The sequence below is a fragment of the Streptomyces sp. NPDC057280 genome (assembly GCF_042668605.1).
Classification (GTDB): domain Bacteria; phylum Actinomycetota; class Actinomycetes; order Streptomycetales; family Streptomycetaceae; genus Streptomyces.
In genome coordinates, this window is sequence record NZ_JBHUYR010000005.1 from 16,599 (window position 1) to 31,806 (window position 15,208).

General features: G+C 71.8%; 12 protein-coding genes. All 12 read left to right on the top strand.

The window, feature by feature from the left end:
- Positions 1-48: 48 nt before the first annotated feature.
- The 12 genes from ACFUO4_RS27605 to dpgA all read left to right on the top strand — a co-directional run bounded on the left by ACFUO4_RS27605 (position 49) and on the right by dpgA (position 15,207).
- On the top strand, positions 49-1,218 hold the full coding sequence (locus ACFUO4_RS27605; RefSeq protein ID WP_383489836.1) for a cytochrome P450: 1,170 nt from the start codon (positions 49-51) through the stop codon (positions 1,216-1,218).
- 5 nt (positions 1,219-1,223) lie between these two features.
- Positions 1,224-1,502 carry a ferredoxin gene (locus ACFUO4_RS27610; RefSeq protein ID WP_079306994.1) on the top strand — a complete coding sequence of 93 codons (279 nt, stop codon included), beginning with the start codon at positions 1,224-1,226 and terminating at the stop codon, positions 1,500-1,502.
- Positions 1,503-1,588: 86 nt separating this feature from the next.
- Entirely contained in the window at positions 1,589-2,152 is a 564-nt protein-coding gene (locus tag ACFUO4_RS27615) for a hypothetical protein (RefSeq protein WP_079306992.1), read from the top strand.
- Entirely contained in the window at positions 2,149-3,453 is a 1,305-nt protein-coding gene (locus ACFUO4_RS27620; protein WP_383489841.1) for a peptidoglycan-binding protein, read from the top strand. The genes ACFUO4_RS27615 and ACFUO4_RS27620 overlap by 4 nt, the downstream gene beginning before the upstream one ends.
- A complete protein-coding gene (locus ACFUO4_RS27625; RefSeq protein ID WP_079306991.1) occupies positions 3,450-4,172 on the top strand; it encodes an ABC transporter ATP-binding protein in 723 nt (240 codons plus the stop codon). The genes ACFUO4_RS27620 and ACFUO4_RS27625 overlap by 4 nt, the downstream gene beginning before the upstream one ends.
- Positions 4,169-5,428, top strand: coding sequence for an ABC transporter permease (locus tag ACFUO4_RS27630; protein ID WP_383489845.1), 1,260 nt, complete (start codon positions 4,169-4,171; stop codon positions 5,426-5,428). The genes ACFUO4_RS27625 and ACFUO4_RS27630 overlap by 4 nt, the downstream gene beginning before the upstream one ends.
- Positions 5,429-5,727: 299 nt before the next feature.
- Entirely contained in the window at positions 5,728-5,952 is a 225-nt protein-coding gene (locus tag ACFUO4_RS27635) for an MbtH family protein (protein WP_079306987.1), read from the top strand.
- A gap of 46 nt (positions 5,953-5,998) precedes the next feature.
- Positions 5,999-8,131: an ABC transporter ATP-binding protein gene (locus tag ACFUO4_RS27640; protein WP_383489849.1), complete on the top strand. Its 2,133-nt coding sequence runs from the start codon at positions 5,999-6,001 to the stop codon at positions 8,129-8,131.
- Between the two features lie 344 nt (positions 8,132-8,475).
- Entirely contained in the window at positions 8,476-9,447 is a 972-nt protein-coding gene (locus ACFUO4_RS27645) for a streptomycin biosynthesis protein (RefSeq protein ID WP_383489853.1), read from the top strand.
- Positions 9,448-9,761: 314 nt separating this feature from the next.
- Positions 9,762-12,536: an AAA family ATPase gene (locus tag ACFUO4_RS27650; RefSeq protein ID WP_383489856.1), complete on the top strand. Its 2,775-nt coding sequence runs from the start codon at positions 9,762-9,764 to the stop codon at positions 12,534-12,536.
- A gap of 119 nt (positions 12,537-12,655) precedes the next feature.
- On the top strand, positions 12,656-13,996 hold the full coding sequence (locus ACFUO4_RS27655; RefSeq protein WP_383489859.1) for a PLP-dependent aminotransferase family protein: 1,341 nt from the start codon (positions 12,656-12,658) through the stop codon (positions 13,994-13,996).
- Between the two features lie 86 nt (positions 13,997-14,082).
- Positions 14,083-15,207: a 3,5-dihydroxyphenylacetyl-CoA synthase DpgA gene (gene dpgA, locus ACFUO4_RS27660; protein ID WP_383489862.1), complete on the top strand. Its 1,125-nt coding sequence runs from the start codon at positions 14,083-14,085 to the stop codon at positions 15,205-15,207.
- Position 15,208: the final 1 nt, after the last annotated feature.

Sequence of the window (15,208 nt, forward strand, 5' to 3'; positions counted from 1 at the left end):
CGGAATCCATGTCAGACCGCAAGCCCGTGTCAGAAAGGTAGGACTCGTATGACGCAGTCGTTCGAGCTTCCGGTGGACAAGCGCCGGGACGTGCTCGACCCGGTGCCGGAGCTCCTGGAACTCAGCGCACGGGCGCCGCTGTTCCGGCCGCCGGGCGGGATGCCGCACTGGATCGTGACCGATCGTGAGGTGGTGCGGCAGATCCTCGCCGACGCCGAGCGGTTCTCCAGCATGCCGCCGCCCGAGCCGGACGGCCGCAAGCCCGATCCGCATCCGGGGAGTCTGCTGCAGACCGACGGGGCCGAGCACAGCCGGCTGCGCCGGCTGGTGGCGCCGATGTTCACGGTGCGGCAGATGAAGGCGCTGGAGCCGATGATGGCGCGGATCGTGGACCAGCGGCTGGAGGTGCTGGAACGGGCCGGCCGCCCCGCCGACCTGATGCGCCACTTCGCCCGGCCGGTGTCGGGCCTGATCCTCGCCGAGCTGATCGGTCTGCCCCGCGACGACCTGTCCGAGCTGTCCCGGCTCGGCGACCACCGGGCGTCCGGGCACAGTCCCCGGCGCCATCCCGCGACGTCGGAGTACGTGGGGCACTTCCGGAAGCTGGCCGCGGCCCAGCGCCGCGATCCGGGCGAGGGCCTGGCCGGGATGCTGATCCGGGAGCACGGGGACGCGGTGTCGGACGAGGAGGTCGCCGGCATCTGCGAGAGCGTCGCCAACGGCTCGATCGAGAACACGGCGGAGACCATCGGCCTCGGGGTCCTGGCGCTGCTGTGCCATCCCGACCAGCTGGCCCTGCTGCGGGAGCGGCCCGAGCTGATGGACCGGGCGGTGGAGGAGCTGCTGCGCTATGTGTCGGTGGTGGCGTCCGTGTCGCCGCGGACCGCGCTGGTGGACGTGGAGATCGGCGGGGAGCTGATCAGGGCCGGTGAGGTCGTGTCGTGCTCGGTGTTCGCCGCGAACCGCTGCCCGTACGGCGGCGACGACGGCACCGCGGACCGGCTGGACATCGCCCGGGAGCCCGGCAACCATCTGGCCCTCGGCTTCGGCGTGCACTTCTGCCTCGGTGCGGCGCTGGCCCGGCTCCAGCTGCGGATCGCGCTGACGGGGCTGCTGGAACGCTTCCCCGGCCTGCGGCTCGGCACCGGGGTGGCGGAGCTGCGGTTCCGGTCGCTGGCGCCGCAGTTCGGCGTCGAGACGCTGCCGGTCCTGTGGTGAGACCGGTGGCGGACACGGCAGACACGGGGAATGCGGCCGTCACCGCCCGCGTACGCATCCAGGTCGACCGGGACAGCTGCGTGGGCTCGGGCGCCTGCGCGCTGTTCGAGCCGGAGTTCTTCGACCAGTCGGAGGACGACGGCCTGGTCGTGCCACGGGCCCGGGAGGCGGGCCCCGAAGCGCTGCCGGCGCTGCGCAGGGCCGCGTCCCGCTGTCCCGCCCGCGCCATCGCGCTGGTGCCGTCGGAGGGACAGGGAAGTGCCGGGTGGGACCGGTCTGACTGAGCGGTCCCGCGGGGCGCCCGTTGCAACCCTGGTGTGACCGGGCGCCCCGTAGAACTTCTGGTATGCCGAATAACCATCAGAAGCGCATGACCGGGCCCCTCCTGGCGGTGCTGTCCGTGATGACGGCCGGAGCACTTCTCGCCGGCTGTTCGTCGGGCGACAAGGACGCGAACGTGACCAGCGAGGGCGGCGCGGACTCCTCCTCTTCCAGTACGGGCGGCACGGAGAGCGCGGGCGTGGCCTACGCGCAGTGCATGCGCGAGCACGGTGTCTCGGAGTTCCCCGACCCGGAGAAGGACAGCGGGGGCGGCGTGAAGCTCGTCATCCCGCAGGGCGTCGACCAGAACTCGCCGACCTTCAAGTCGGCCCAGTCCGCCTGCCAGGGCCTGCTGTACCAGGGCGACACCGGTGACGCCGCCGGCAGCCGGGCCTTCGACGCGACGAAGGTCGCCGCCTGGGCGAAGTGCATCCGTGAGAACGGCGTACCCAACTTCCCCGACCCGCAGGTGAACGGGAACACGATCGTCATCGACGCCAACGCCTCCGGCCTGACCGGGCGGGACGATCCGAAGTTCGCCAAGGCGGCCGAGGCCTGCTACAGCATCCGGCCCGGCGGCACGCTCGCCTTCATGGGAGGGCCGCAGGGATGACCAGTCAGGAGGAGGGGACCGTCGCGCGGACGGCCCCCGAGGAAGCGCCGGGCGTGGACGGCGGGGAGCTGGAGCTGCGGACCGAGGCCATCCCCTCCCCCTCCTTCGACGGGAGCGGCGGGGACCTCGACCCGGCACCGGCGGACCGCCGCCGTCGCCGCCGCGGGGTGCGGATCGCCCTGGTCGTCGCGTGTGCGGCGGTGGTCGCCGCGGCCGCGGCCGGTGCCGCCCTCGGGGTGTTCGGCGGCGGGGACGACGGGACGGAGGCGACGGCGCCGTCCGGGCCGCCCGCCACGACGCAGGTGAAGCGGACGACGCTGACCAGCTCGCAGGCCCTGGACGGGCAGCTCGGGTACGGCGACACGGTGGCCGTGCAGGCCCCGGCCGCGTCCGGCTCCGGGCAGTCCGGGCAGGCGCAGGGCGGGGGCGGGGCGGGCGCCGGGATCGTCACCTGGATGCCCTCCGACGGCGACACCGTCACCCGCGGCAAGCCGGTCTACAAGGTCAACCAGCAGTCGGTGCCGCTGCTGTACGGCTCGGTGCCGCTGTACCGGACGCTGAAGCCGGGCGTCAGCGGCAGCGACGTCAAGATGCTGGAGAAGAACCTGAAGGCGCTCGGCTACGACGGCTTCACGGTGGACTCCGACTACACCTCGGACACGGCAGCCGCCGTCGAGGAGTGGCAGGACGACCTCGGCCGTACGGAGACCGGGGAGGTCGGGCCCGGTGACGCGGTGGTGGCGTCCGGCGCGCGGCGGGTCGCCAAGGCGGGCCTCGCCGTCGGCGACAGCCTCACCGGTGACGTGCTCACCTGGACGGGCATCGACCGGGTCATCTCCGTCGACCTGCCCGTGCAGTACGCGGACCTGGCGAAGAAGGGCGGGAAGTCGACCGTCACGCTGCCGGACAACACCACGGTGACCGCCGTGGTGACGGACATCGGCACGCCGACCTCGTCGGGCGACTCCGGCGGTGAGGGCGGGGACCAGCAGAAGTCCTCGGGCTCGGGTTCCTCGAACGCCACCGTGCCGGTGGAGCTGAAGGTCGAGGACGCCAAGAAGCTCGGCGCCTACCAGGCCGCCTCCGTCAGCGTCGAGTTCGCGGCCGAGGCCCGCTCGAACGTGCTCGCGGTGCCGATCAGCGCCCTGTTCGCGCGGCCGGGCGGCGGCTACGCGGTCGAGGTGGTGACCGGGTCGAAGACGGAGTACCGCGATGTGAAGCTCGGCATGTTCGGCAACGGCATGGTCGAGGTCTCCGGCACCGGCATCACCGAGGGCACCGTCGTGGGGGTCCCGAAGTGACCGTCACCGCCCACCCGGTGATCGAGCTGGCCGGGGTCGGCAAGTCGTACGGGGACGTGGCCGCCCTCGTCGAGGCGGACCTGGTGGTCCACCGCGGCGAGATGCTCGCGGTCGTCGGCCCCTCGGGCTCGGGCAAGTCCACGATGCTCAACATCATGGGCACTTTGGACCGGCCCACCTCCGGGACGGTGGCGATCGCCGGGCACGAGGTGGACTCCCTCAACGACCGTGAACTGTCGGCGCTGCGGGCCGGCACCATCGGCTTCGTCTTCCAGCAGTTCCATCTCGCCTCCGGGGTGTCCGCCCTGGACAGCGTGGCGGACGGCCTGCTGTACAGCGGGCGGCCGCGCCGGGAGCGGCGCCGGGTCGCCGAGGTGGCGCTGCGCCGGGTGGGCCTGGGGCACCGGCTCTTCCACGAGCCGCAGCAGCTGTCCGGCGGTGAGAAGCAGCGCGTGGCGATCGCCCGGGCGGTGGTCGGCGATCCGCCGCTGCTGCTGGCCGACGAGCCGACCGGCGCCCTGGACTCCCGCTCGGGGACGGTGGTGATGGAGCTGCTCCACGAACTGCACGAGGCCGGCACGACGGTCGTCGTCATCACCCACGACCGGGACATCGCGGCGTCCCTGCCGCGCGAGGTCAGGGTGCGGGACGGCCGGATCGAGCACGACTCGGGATCACCGGGGCCGCGGGCCCTGACGCACACGGGGGTGGGGCGATGAGCACGGGGTATCCGGCGCTGCCGGCCGAACGGCAGCGGCCCTGGGCCGATCTGCCCCCGCCGCCGCGTCCCCGGGCGGCCCGGCTGAGCCTGTCGGACGTGGCCCGGGTGGGCGGCTGGGGCCTGCGCTCGCGGCCCATGCGGGTCTTCCTGTCGGCCCTCGGCATCGCGATCGGCATCGCCGCGATGATCGGTGTGGTGGGTATCTCGACCTCGTCGACCAACGATCTGAACAAGCAACTGGCGGCGCTCGGCACCAATCTGCTCACCGTCGCCCCCGGCACCACGATGACCGGCGACAACGCCCATCTGTCCGAGGACGCCGTCGCGATGATCGCGAACCGGCCCGAGGTGATCTCGGCCTCCGCGACGGGCACCACGGACGCCAAGCTCTACCGCAACGACCGGGTGCCGGCGGTGGAGTCGGGCGGCCTGACGGTCAGCGCGGCCCGCACGGACCTGCTGCGCTCCATCGGCGGGAAGATCGTGGACGGCCGCTGGCTCAACAACGCCAACAGCCGCTACCCGGCGGTGGTGCTGGGCGCGGAGACGGCGCACAGCCTGGGCATCCACCGGGCCGGGACGGACGTCCAAGTGTGGCTCGGCAACCGCTGGTTCACCGTGGTGGGGCTGCTGGCCCCCAACGAACTGCTGCCCGCCCTTGACACCCAGGCCTTCGTCGGCTGGACGGTGGCGGAGAAGGAACTGTCCTTCGACGGCTACCCGACGACCGTCTACACCCGGGCGAAGGACGCGGACGTCGAGACGGTGCACAGTGTGCTGGGCCCGACGGTCTCCCCGGAGGACCCCAACGAGGTCAACGTCTCCCGCCCGTCCGACGCGTTGGCCGCCAAGCACGCCGCGGACAAGTCGCTGAGCGGGCTGCTCCTGGGCCTGGGCGGGGTCGCGCTGCTGGTCGGCGGGGTCGGGGTGGCGAACACCATGGTCATCTCGGTGCTGGAACGCCGCTCGGAGATCGGACTGCGCCGCTCGCTCGGCGCCACCCGGGGCCAGATCAGGATCCAGTTCCTGGCCGAGGCGCTGCTGCTGTCCGGGCTCGGTGGCCTCGGCGGTGTCCTGCTGGGCATCGGGGTGACCGACGGCTACGCCGCCTACCAGGGGTGGGCGGCCCTGGTGCCGCTGTGGGCGATGGCCGGCGGGCTCGCCGCCACCCTCGCCATCGGCGGACTGGCCGGCTTCTATCCCGCGGTCCGCGCGGCCCGGCTCCCTCCGACGGAGGCCCTCGCGACCAACTAGCCGCCCTGGACGGTGGCTTGACATCCCGGACCGCGGCGCCTCCGTTGCCATCCCCCGCCGGCGGGGGTGCCGCACCCCGGTCGTCCGGTGTCCAACTGCCCGGGTCGGCCGGTTGGACGACCTGTCGCGCCGGGCGGCCGCAGGTCAGACTGTGAGCCGGCTGTGCCCGGCCCACCCCAAAAACAAATACCTATTGCCGCGGAATGCCCTCGAATTGGCGAACCTTGTTCGGCTCATATGGCTCGGGCTAAGGTTTTCCTATCCATCGAGGAATTAATTCGATCCCGCGGGAGTGACTAATGGCGAACCCGTTCGATGACGAAGACGGGACCTTTCTGGTGCTCGTGAACAGGGAGAATCAGCACTCGTTGTGGCCTGCATTCGCTGAAATTCCGAATGGCTGGCGGCTCGTTTTCGGAGAGGCCTCGCGCAAGGAATGCCTCGCCTATGTGGAGGAGAGCTGGACGGATCTCCGTCCGCAGAGCCTCATCGACGCCATGAAGGAGACCGAGGCGGCCCGCTAGTGGCCCGCCCGACCGCAGCGACGCTACCCAGGGAGTACCCGTGGCCATGATGGGCGGACCCGTCATGATCCGGTCCGACGGGCCGGATTCCTCGAACAACACCCAGCGGGCGAAGCCCGGAACGACGAGAAGGATCATCCCGTACACCCGCGGACACCGCCGCGCCATCGGCTTCCTCGTGGTCTGCACCACGCTGAACGCCCTGTGCGCGGTGGCCCCGCCCCTGCTCCTGAAGTACCTGATCGACGACGGCATCATGGCCGGCGACAACGGGACCGTGGCGTGGCTCGCGGGCGCGGTCGCCGCGGTCTCGGTCCTCGCCGCCGTGGTGGGCTTCGGGGAGAGCTGGTTCTCCGCCAAGGTCAGCGAGGGACTCGTCTACGACCTGCGGGTGCAGGTCTTCGACCATGTGCAGCGCCAGTCGCTCGCCTTCTTCACCCGCGCCCAGACCGGCGCGCTGGTGAGCCGCCTGAACACCGACGTGATCGGCGCCCAGCAGGCGGTCACCCAGATGCTCTCCACGGTGGTCTCCGCCGGGCTGACCGTCCTGTTCGTGCTCGGCACGATGTTCTACCTGTCCTGGACGATCACCCTGATCTCCCTGGTCCTGGTCCCGTTCTTCATCCTCCCCGGCCGGCTCGTCGGCCGCCGGCTCCAGGGCCTGGCCCGGCGGCACATGCAGGTCAACGCCGAGATGGGCTCGCTCATGCACGAGCGGTTCAACGTCGCCGGCGCGCTGCTGGCCAAGCTCTACAGCCGCCCGGACCGGGAGACCGCCGGCTATGCGCGGCTCGCCGCCCGCGGCCGGGACATCGGCGTGCGCAACTCGGTGTCGATGAAGCTGCTCTTCCTGTCGAGCATGTTCATCGGCTCGATCGCCACCGCCGTCGTCTACGGGGTCGGCGGGACCCTCTCCGTGAACGGCGTCTTCGAGGTCGGCACCCTGGTCGCCCTCGCCACGCTGCTCACCCGGCTGATGGCACCGGTCGGCCAGCTGTCGAACGCCCAGGCCGACGCCATGACGGCGCTCGTCAGCTTCGACCGGCTCTTCGAGATCCTCGACCTGAAGCCGCTGGTCACCGAGAAGCCCGACGCGGTGGCGCTGCCCCCCGCGAACACCCGCGAGACGGCCCCCGGCATCGAGTTCCGCGGGGTGTCCTTCCGGCACCCGCGGCCCGCCGACGTCTCGCTGGCCTCCCTGGAGGACTTCGCCACGCCGACGCGCGAGCAGGACGGCGACAGCTGGGCGCTGCGCGACCTCAGCTTCACCGTGCCGGCCGGCAAGCTCACCGCGCTGGTCGGCCCGTCCGGGGCGGGCAAGACCACCGTCACCCACCTGGTGCCGCGGCTGTACGACCCGGAGGAGGGCACCGTCCTCATCGACGGCCGCGACGTGCGCGACCTGACGCTCCAGTCGCTCAGCGACACCATCGGCATGGTCACCCAGGACGGGCACCTGCTGCACACCACCATCCGGGAGAACCTGCTCTACGCCCGCCCGGACGCCACCGAGGAGGAACTGGTCGCCGCCTGCCGGGCCGCCCAGATCTGGCGGCTCGTCGCCTCGCTGCCCGACGGCCTCGACACCATGGTCGGCGACCGCGGCTACCGGCTCTCCGGCGGTGAGAAGCAGCGCATCGCCATGGCCCGGCTGTTGCTCAAGGCCCCGCCGGTGGTGGTGCTGGACGAGGCGACCGCGCACCTGGACTCCGAGTCCGAGGCCGCCCTGCAACTGGCCCTGAAGACCGCGCTCGCGGGCCGCACCTCCCTGGTCATCGCGCACCGGCTCTCCACCATCCGGGACGCGGACCAGATCATCGTCCTGGACCAGGGGCGGATCGCGGAGCGCGGCACCCATGACGAACTGCTCGCGCTCGGCGGGCTCTACGCCGAGCTGTACCGCACCCAGTTCGCCGTGCCGGCCCTGGCCGACGAGGAGGTGCCCGAGATCGAGGAGGCGCCGCAGCAGCGGGTCCCGGAACCGGTCGGCCACGGCCACGGGGGGCCGGTCTTCTTCGGCCCCGGCGGCCCCGAGGGCCCGGGCGGTCCGGGCGGACCCGGCGGACCGGGGATGCCGGGCGGACCGGGGATGCCCGGACCCGGCCCCGGACCCCGGCCGGTCGTCTTCGGCCCCGGCCCGCAGGGACCCGGCGGGCCGGGCGGCCCCCGGCCCCACTGAGTACGACCCCGGAAGACCGGTGCCCGCGACGCTCCCACGGCGTCGCGGGCACCTCTTTGTCCAGCTCACGCCCACACCCCCTAGAGGTAGGGGGGAGGACCGCTCGAACCGCAGGGGTTTCGCCCAGGATGTCAGGCTGTTAATTTCGGTCACATCTGAAGCATGCAAATGTCGACCTTGTGAAATCGCTCCCCCCACATGCTGGCCACCGGCGATGGATTTTCGGCAGAAAGCGTGCTCGGACGAGAAATTCTTCTTCGTGGACGGCAACCGCCTTTCGCAGCAGCGTGGGGATGTAAGGAGCTGTGGTGGAGTCCGAGGGAGCAATAAGTCAGCAGCCCGTCGTGGAGGTCGAGATCGGCTCGTTGAGCCTGTCCGGATCACCACGGTTGGCCGGAGAGAGAACGGAGCACATTCAGGTACTCGCGGCGGCGCAGAATCCGCTGCCGCCGATCACGGTGCACCGGCAGACGATGCGGGTCATCGACGGCTACCACCGGCTGAAGGCCGCCCGGCTGCGCGGCGAGAGCAGGATCGCCGCCCGGTTCTTCGACGGCGACGAAGCCGCGGCCTTCGTCCTGGCGGTCCAACTCAATGTCCATCACGGCCTTCCGCTGGCGCTCGCCGACCGCAAGCGCGCCGCCGAGCGCATCGTCGTCTCCCATCCGCAGTGGTCGGACCGCAGGGTCGCCTCGGTCACCGGGATCGCCCCCGGGACCGTCGGCGAGATCCGCAAGCGGGTCGTCCAGCTGCCGGGGCCGGAGGGGCGGCGGCTCGGTCAGGACGGCAGACTGCGGCCGGTCGACGGCAGTACCGGCCGCATCCTGGCGGGTGAACTGCTCACGGAGAACCCGGAGCTGTCGCTTCGTCAGGTCGCCCGGGCGGCGGGGATCTCCCCCGAGACGGCCCGGGACGTCCGCAACCGGCTGCGCAACGGCGAGGACCCGCTGCCCCGGCAGCGCCGGCGCAAGCAGGACCGGACCGAACCCGGGGAGCCGCCCGGCCGCGGGGAGTTCGGGGCGCTGCGACTCGCCCGGCCGGCTCCCCGGACCCGCCCGGACATGACGCAGGCGCCGGACCGCGCCGTGCTCATCAAGCGGCTGAAGGCCGACCCGGCACTGCGCTTCACCGAGACCGGCCGCAACCTGCTGCGCCTGCTCGTCCTGCACTCGCTGCGCAAGGAGGAGTGGGAGGCGATCGTCAACAACGTCCCGCCGCACTGCAGCGACATCGTGGCCGATCTCGCCCGGCAGTTCGCCGACCTGTGGTCGGATTTCGCCGAGCGGGTCAGGGACGACGTCGCCCAGATCGGCTGACACCGCATTTCGGAATGTCGACCGTCGCGAAAGTTGCCGCTTTCGCGACGGTTTTCCTGTGCGGTACTCCGCCGAGGTCGGCGCGAATCCTTCGCCCGTCATTCACCGATGGACTCCGTGTATTCCTTCTGAGTTCCCCATGAATTATCGGCCGACCGCTGTCCGAAAATCGCCCCCATTCGTCTCGCCGAGTGGCCGAAATCTTGCCGTGCTGGCGCTAATGAGCCGGTATCCTGGCGATGTACTTGCAGGTCAGAGAGGGTTTGGTTCTGGCCTCAAATACTCACGGGTCGGCGTAGGTACGGGGGGTACCTGTGAAGCTCCATGAAAGGGACGGAGAACTCGGTCTGCTGCGAGAGCTCTACGAGGGGTGCGTGGCCGGAAAGGGAGCCCTGGTCATCGTCAACGGCCCCGTGGGCTGCGGTAAGACCACCCTGGTCCGGGCGTTGTCCGAGCAGGTCACACAGCGGGGAGGAACCTTTCTGTCGGTGACCGGCGCCGCGAGCGAGAGCCTCGACAGACTGGGACTGATCGACCAACTCGTCACCGCGATGCGGGCGACGGGCCCGGCCGACGGACCACCGGCCGCCACGGAGCTCGCCAAGGCCGCGGAAGCGAGCGGACGCGTGCCGCGCGCCCTCATGCAGCGCCTCCACCGCTCCGTCGCCGAACTCGCCGGCCGCGGACCGCTCGTCCTGCACGCCGACGACGTGCACTTCGCCGACGAGGCATCCCTGCAGTGCCTGCGCTATCTCGTACGACGCATCGACGCACTGCCCGTCCTGGCCGTCCTGACCGAGACCGCCGGCCACGACCGGACCCTCGCGACGCTGCACGCCGAGACCCTGCACCTGCCGCACTGCCGACGGCTGCGCATCGGACCGCTCGGCGTCGACGGGGTCGCCGCCCGGCTGGCCGGACATCCGGCGGCGCCCACCGCGGCGCCGGAGACCGTCGAGCTGTGGGCCAAGGCCAGTGGCGGGAACCCCCTGCTGCTGGAGGCACTGATCGAGGACACCGCGACCTGCGGCACACCGGAGGCCGTCAGACGCGGCGCCCCCATGCCCCACGAGGCGTTCCGCAACGCCTACCTGCGCTGCCTCCACCGCGGTGAACCCACCCTGCTCGCCGTCGCCCGGGCCGCCGCGGTCCTGGACGAGTCGGTCACCCCGGCCCTGATCGGCACCCTTCTGGGGGCGGACGCGACCTCCGTGCGCTGGAGCATCACCGAGCTGCGCGCGGCCGGTCTGTTCTCGGGCGCCTGGTTCGGCCACGAACGCGCCCGCCTGACCGTCCTGGCGGACATCCCCGAACCGGACCTCGCCACCCTGCGCACCCGGGCCGCCGAGGTGCTCCGCGAGAGCGGCGCCCCGGCCGCGGTGGTGGCCCGGCAACTCCTCGCGGCCCACGACCCGGCCAGAGCCGCCTGGCAGCTCGACATCCTGCGCGAGGCCGCGCGCGAGGCGCTGGCCGCGGGCGACCTCGCCGCCGGCGTCGAGCATCTGCGGCACGCCTCCGGCCTGTGCACCGACGCCGACCAGGAGGCGGAGGTCATCGCCGCCCTCGCGGAGGCCCAGTGGTCCATGGACCCCGCGAAGGCGTCCCGGTACCTCCCGCAGCTCGGCCGGATGGTGCGCGCCGGCCGGCTGACCGGCGCCGACGCCCTGGTCGTCGTCAAGCAGAAGGTGTGGCGGGGCGAGTTCGCGCAGGCCGACGACCTGCTGCGGATCATCGAGGCACGCGAGGGCGCAGGCCCGGAGCAGGCCTGGGACACCGCGGGCTACCCGCCCGCCCTCAACCGCTCGGACCCCGCCCTGGTCCGGCTCTGGCTCTCCTTCTGCTGCCCCGGCCTGCGCCACGTCCCCAGAGCGGCGACCCGTACGCCGGCCCACGCGCGGACGGCGGCGGAACCGGCGGGCCGGCCGGCCGCGATGTCGCCGCGTACGTTCCTCACCCTCGCGGCCGACCTCGTCGAGTTCGAGAAGGGCCGGGCCGCCGGCCGGCTGCTGCCCGGCCCCGGCAGTGTGACCCCGTTCGCGGACCCGCTGCCGGCCCTGCTCTTCCTGATCGGGGCCCAGCGGCTGGACAAGGCCGTGCTCCAGGCGGAGCGGCTGCTGGACGAGCCCCGCACCCGGCGCATCCCCCTGGGGCACGCGCTGCTGGAGACGATCCGGGCGGCCGCCGCCCTGGGCCGCGGGGACCTCGAGAGCGCGGGCGAGGCCACCAGGACCGCGCTCGACCTCGTCAGCCCCGAGGCCTGGGGCATCGCGATCGGCCTGCCGCTGGCCCTGGCGATCCGCGCGGCGACCGAGGCCGGTGACATCGAGGCCGCGCGGGCCTTTCTCAACGTGCCCGTCCCCATGGTCATGTTCGGCACGCCCTTCGCCCTGCCCTACCTCCACGCCCTGGGCCGTTTCCGGCTCGCCCTGCACCGGCCGCGCGCGGCCCTGCGGGACTTCGAGTCGTGCGGCGAGCTGATGGCGAAGTGGGAGCTCGACTCCCCGGAACTCGTGGACTGGCGCAACGACGCGGCCGCCGCCCTCATCGCCCTGGGCGACCGCCGGCACGCCCGGGAGCGGATCGAGGAACACCTCACCCGGCTCGGCACGCGGCCCAGCCGGGCCCGTGGCACCGCCCTGCGCCATCTCGCGGCGGTGACCACGCCCCGGTACCGGCTGCGGCTGCTGCAGGAGGCCGAGCGCGTCCTCGACGCCTGCGGCGACGGTCTGGAACTGCGCCGGGCCCGCGCCGACGCGCAGGCCGCCCGGCACATGGCCCGGGCCGACGGCGCTGAGGTGCTGGACTCCGTGGAGCCGTCGGCCGGGCTGTGGGACGCCTCGTCCCCGCCGGACCGGGAGGCGCTGCCCGCGCCGCTGGCCGAACTGACCGACGCCGAACTCCGCGTCGGGGCGCTCGCCGCCGCCGGCCGCACCAATAGGGATATCGCCGACCGGCTCTCCATCACGGTCAGCACCGTGGAACAGCACCTGACAAAAATATACCGGAAATTGAAGGTGCGCGGCAGAGCCGATCTTCCGGCGGCAATCACCGGTCTTTCCGAGGCTTCCTGCTCGCCGAATGTCAGGTGAATAACTCCCCGTCCAAGTGACGGTTCCGGGCTGTTGGACAGAGTTGTGACCAGGATTGCGGTCGTGTGATTCTGGGTGCCGAAATCAACCTGCCAAATCCGAATCCGCCGGGGGAATTCATGGGCCTGTATCCAGTGCTGGAAGAATCCCCGGAAACCGTGGTCCAGGCGCTGCGCAAGGACGATCTGCACCCCAGCCTCTCCGACCCCGTCCTGGACACGATGACCTTCCTCAACGAGGTCACCCACCGCTTCCCGGACGCGATCTCCTTCGCGCCCGGCAGGCCCTACGACGGGTTCTTCGACACCGAGCAGATCTTCACGTACCTGCGCCGCTACCTGGACCACCTGGCGGCGCAGGGCGCCACCGAGCAGGACATCCGCACCGCCATGTACCAGTACGGGCCCACCGCGGGCCAGATCCGGGAGATCGTCGCCGACTCGCTGCGCAAGGACGAGGACATCGACGTACCGCCCGAGTCGATCGTGATCACGGTCGGCGCCCAGGAGGCCATGCTGCTGGTGGTGCGGGCCCTGACCGCCGGGCCCGAGGACACGCTGCTGGTGGCGAGCCCCTGCTACGTGGGCATCACCGGCGTGGCCCGGCTGCTGGGCGTGCCGGTGACCGCCGTGGAGGAGCGGGAGGACGGGTTCTCCCGCGCCGACCTGGAGGCCGCGATCCTGCGCGAGCGCGCCCGCGGACGGCGGCCCCGCGCCCTCTATGTGATCCCCGACCACTCCAACCCGTCCGGGACCACCATGGACCTGCCGACGCGCCACGCGCTGCTGGAGGCGGCCGAGCGGCACGGCATCCTCCTCATCGAGGACAGCCCGTACCGCCGGGTGAGCCCCGGCACACCGCTGCCGACGCTCAAGTCCCTGGACCGGGCCCGCCGTGTCGTCCACCTCGGCTCGTTCGCCAAGACCGTCTTCCCCGGCGCCCGGGTCGGCTTCGCCGTCGCCGACCAGCAGGTGGTCGACGCCGAGGGCCGGACCGGCCTGCTGGCCGCCGAACTCGCCAAGATCAAGAGCATGGTGACGGTCAACACCTCGTCGCTGAGCCAGGCCGCCGTGGCGGGCGCCCTGCTGGCCGGCGACGGCCTGCTGTCCGTGCTCAACGCGGAACCGGCCGCCTATTACGGCGACGCCCTGCGCACCACGCTGCGCGCCCTGGACGCCCGGCTGCCCGAGGCCCGGCGGACCGCGCTGGGCGTGCGCTGGAACGAGCCCACCGGCGGCTTCTTCCTCACGGTCCACGTCCCCTTCCGGGCGGACAACGCGGCCCTGACCCGGTCGGCACAGGAATTCGGCGTCATCTGGACGCCGATGAACTACTTCTATCCGCAAGGCGGCGGCCATCAGGCCCTCCGTCTCTCCACCAGCTATCTGACGACCGCCGATATCGAAGAAGGCACCGAGCGGCTCGCGCGGTTCATCGAGGCACAGGCTTCGGCGTCGTAACTCTCCGGAAAGGCGAGGCAAGTGAGCGGGAACAGCCATGCACAGCGATCGCGGTCCAAGCCGCGAATGTGGGGGTGGACTTTTCGATGACAGTCAGCGTGGACCGGCCGCCGCTGGCCCTGACCGGTGACGGCGCCCTGAAGACGCCGTACCGGCCGCGGATCCTCGGAGTGGGGACGGCCACCTCGGCCGCCGTCTACTCCCAGCAGGAAGTGCTCGACGCCTTCCGCATCGACGACCCGAGAATCCGGTCCGTCTTCGCCAACAGCGCCATCGACCGGCGCCATCTGACCCTGCCGGAACCGGGCGCCGACGGTGTCCGGGTCCCCGAGCCGCAGGGCGATCTGCTCGACAAGCACAAGGCCATGGCGGTCGAGATGGGCGCCGAGGCCCTGCGCGCCTGCCTGAAGCGGGCCGGCGCCGAACTCTCCGACCTGCGGCACCTGTGCTGCGTGTCGTCGACCGGCTTCCTCACCCCCGGCCTCAGCGCCCTGATGATCCGTGAGCTGGGCATCGACCGGCACTGCAGCCGCAGCGACATCGTCGGCATGGGCTGCAACGCCGGCCTCAACGCGCTGAACGTGGTGGCCGGCTGGTCCGCCGCCCACCCCGGCGAACTCGCCGTCGTGCTCTGCACGGAGGCCTGCTCGGCGGCGTACGCGATGGACTCCTCGATGCGCACCGCGGTCGTCAACAGCCTGTTCGGCGACGGCGCGGGGGCGATCGCCCTGATGAGCGGGCCCGGTGACGAGGCGTCCGGGACCACGGAGGGCCCGACCGTCCTGAAGTTCGCCAGCTGCATCATCCCCGAGGCGATCGGCGCGATGCGCTACGACTGGGACCGCGAGCTGGACCGCTTCAGCTTCTACCTCGACCCCCAGATCCCGTACGTCGTCGGCGCGCACGCCGAGATCGTCGTCGACCGTCTGCTCGGGGACACCGGTCTGCGGCGCAGCGACATCGCCCACTGGCTCGTGCACTCCGGCGGCAAGAAGGTGATCGACGCGGTCGTGGTCAACCTCGGGCTGACCCGCCACGACCTGCGGCACACCGTCGGCGTCCTGCGGGACTACGGCAACGTGTCGAGCGGGTCGTTCCTTTTCTCGTACGAACGGCTCCTCGACGAGCAGGTGACCCGGCCCGGCGACTACGGAGTGCTCATGACCATGGGACCGGGCTCCACGCTCGAGACGGCGCTGGTGCAGTGGTGAC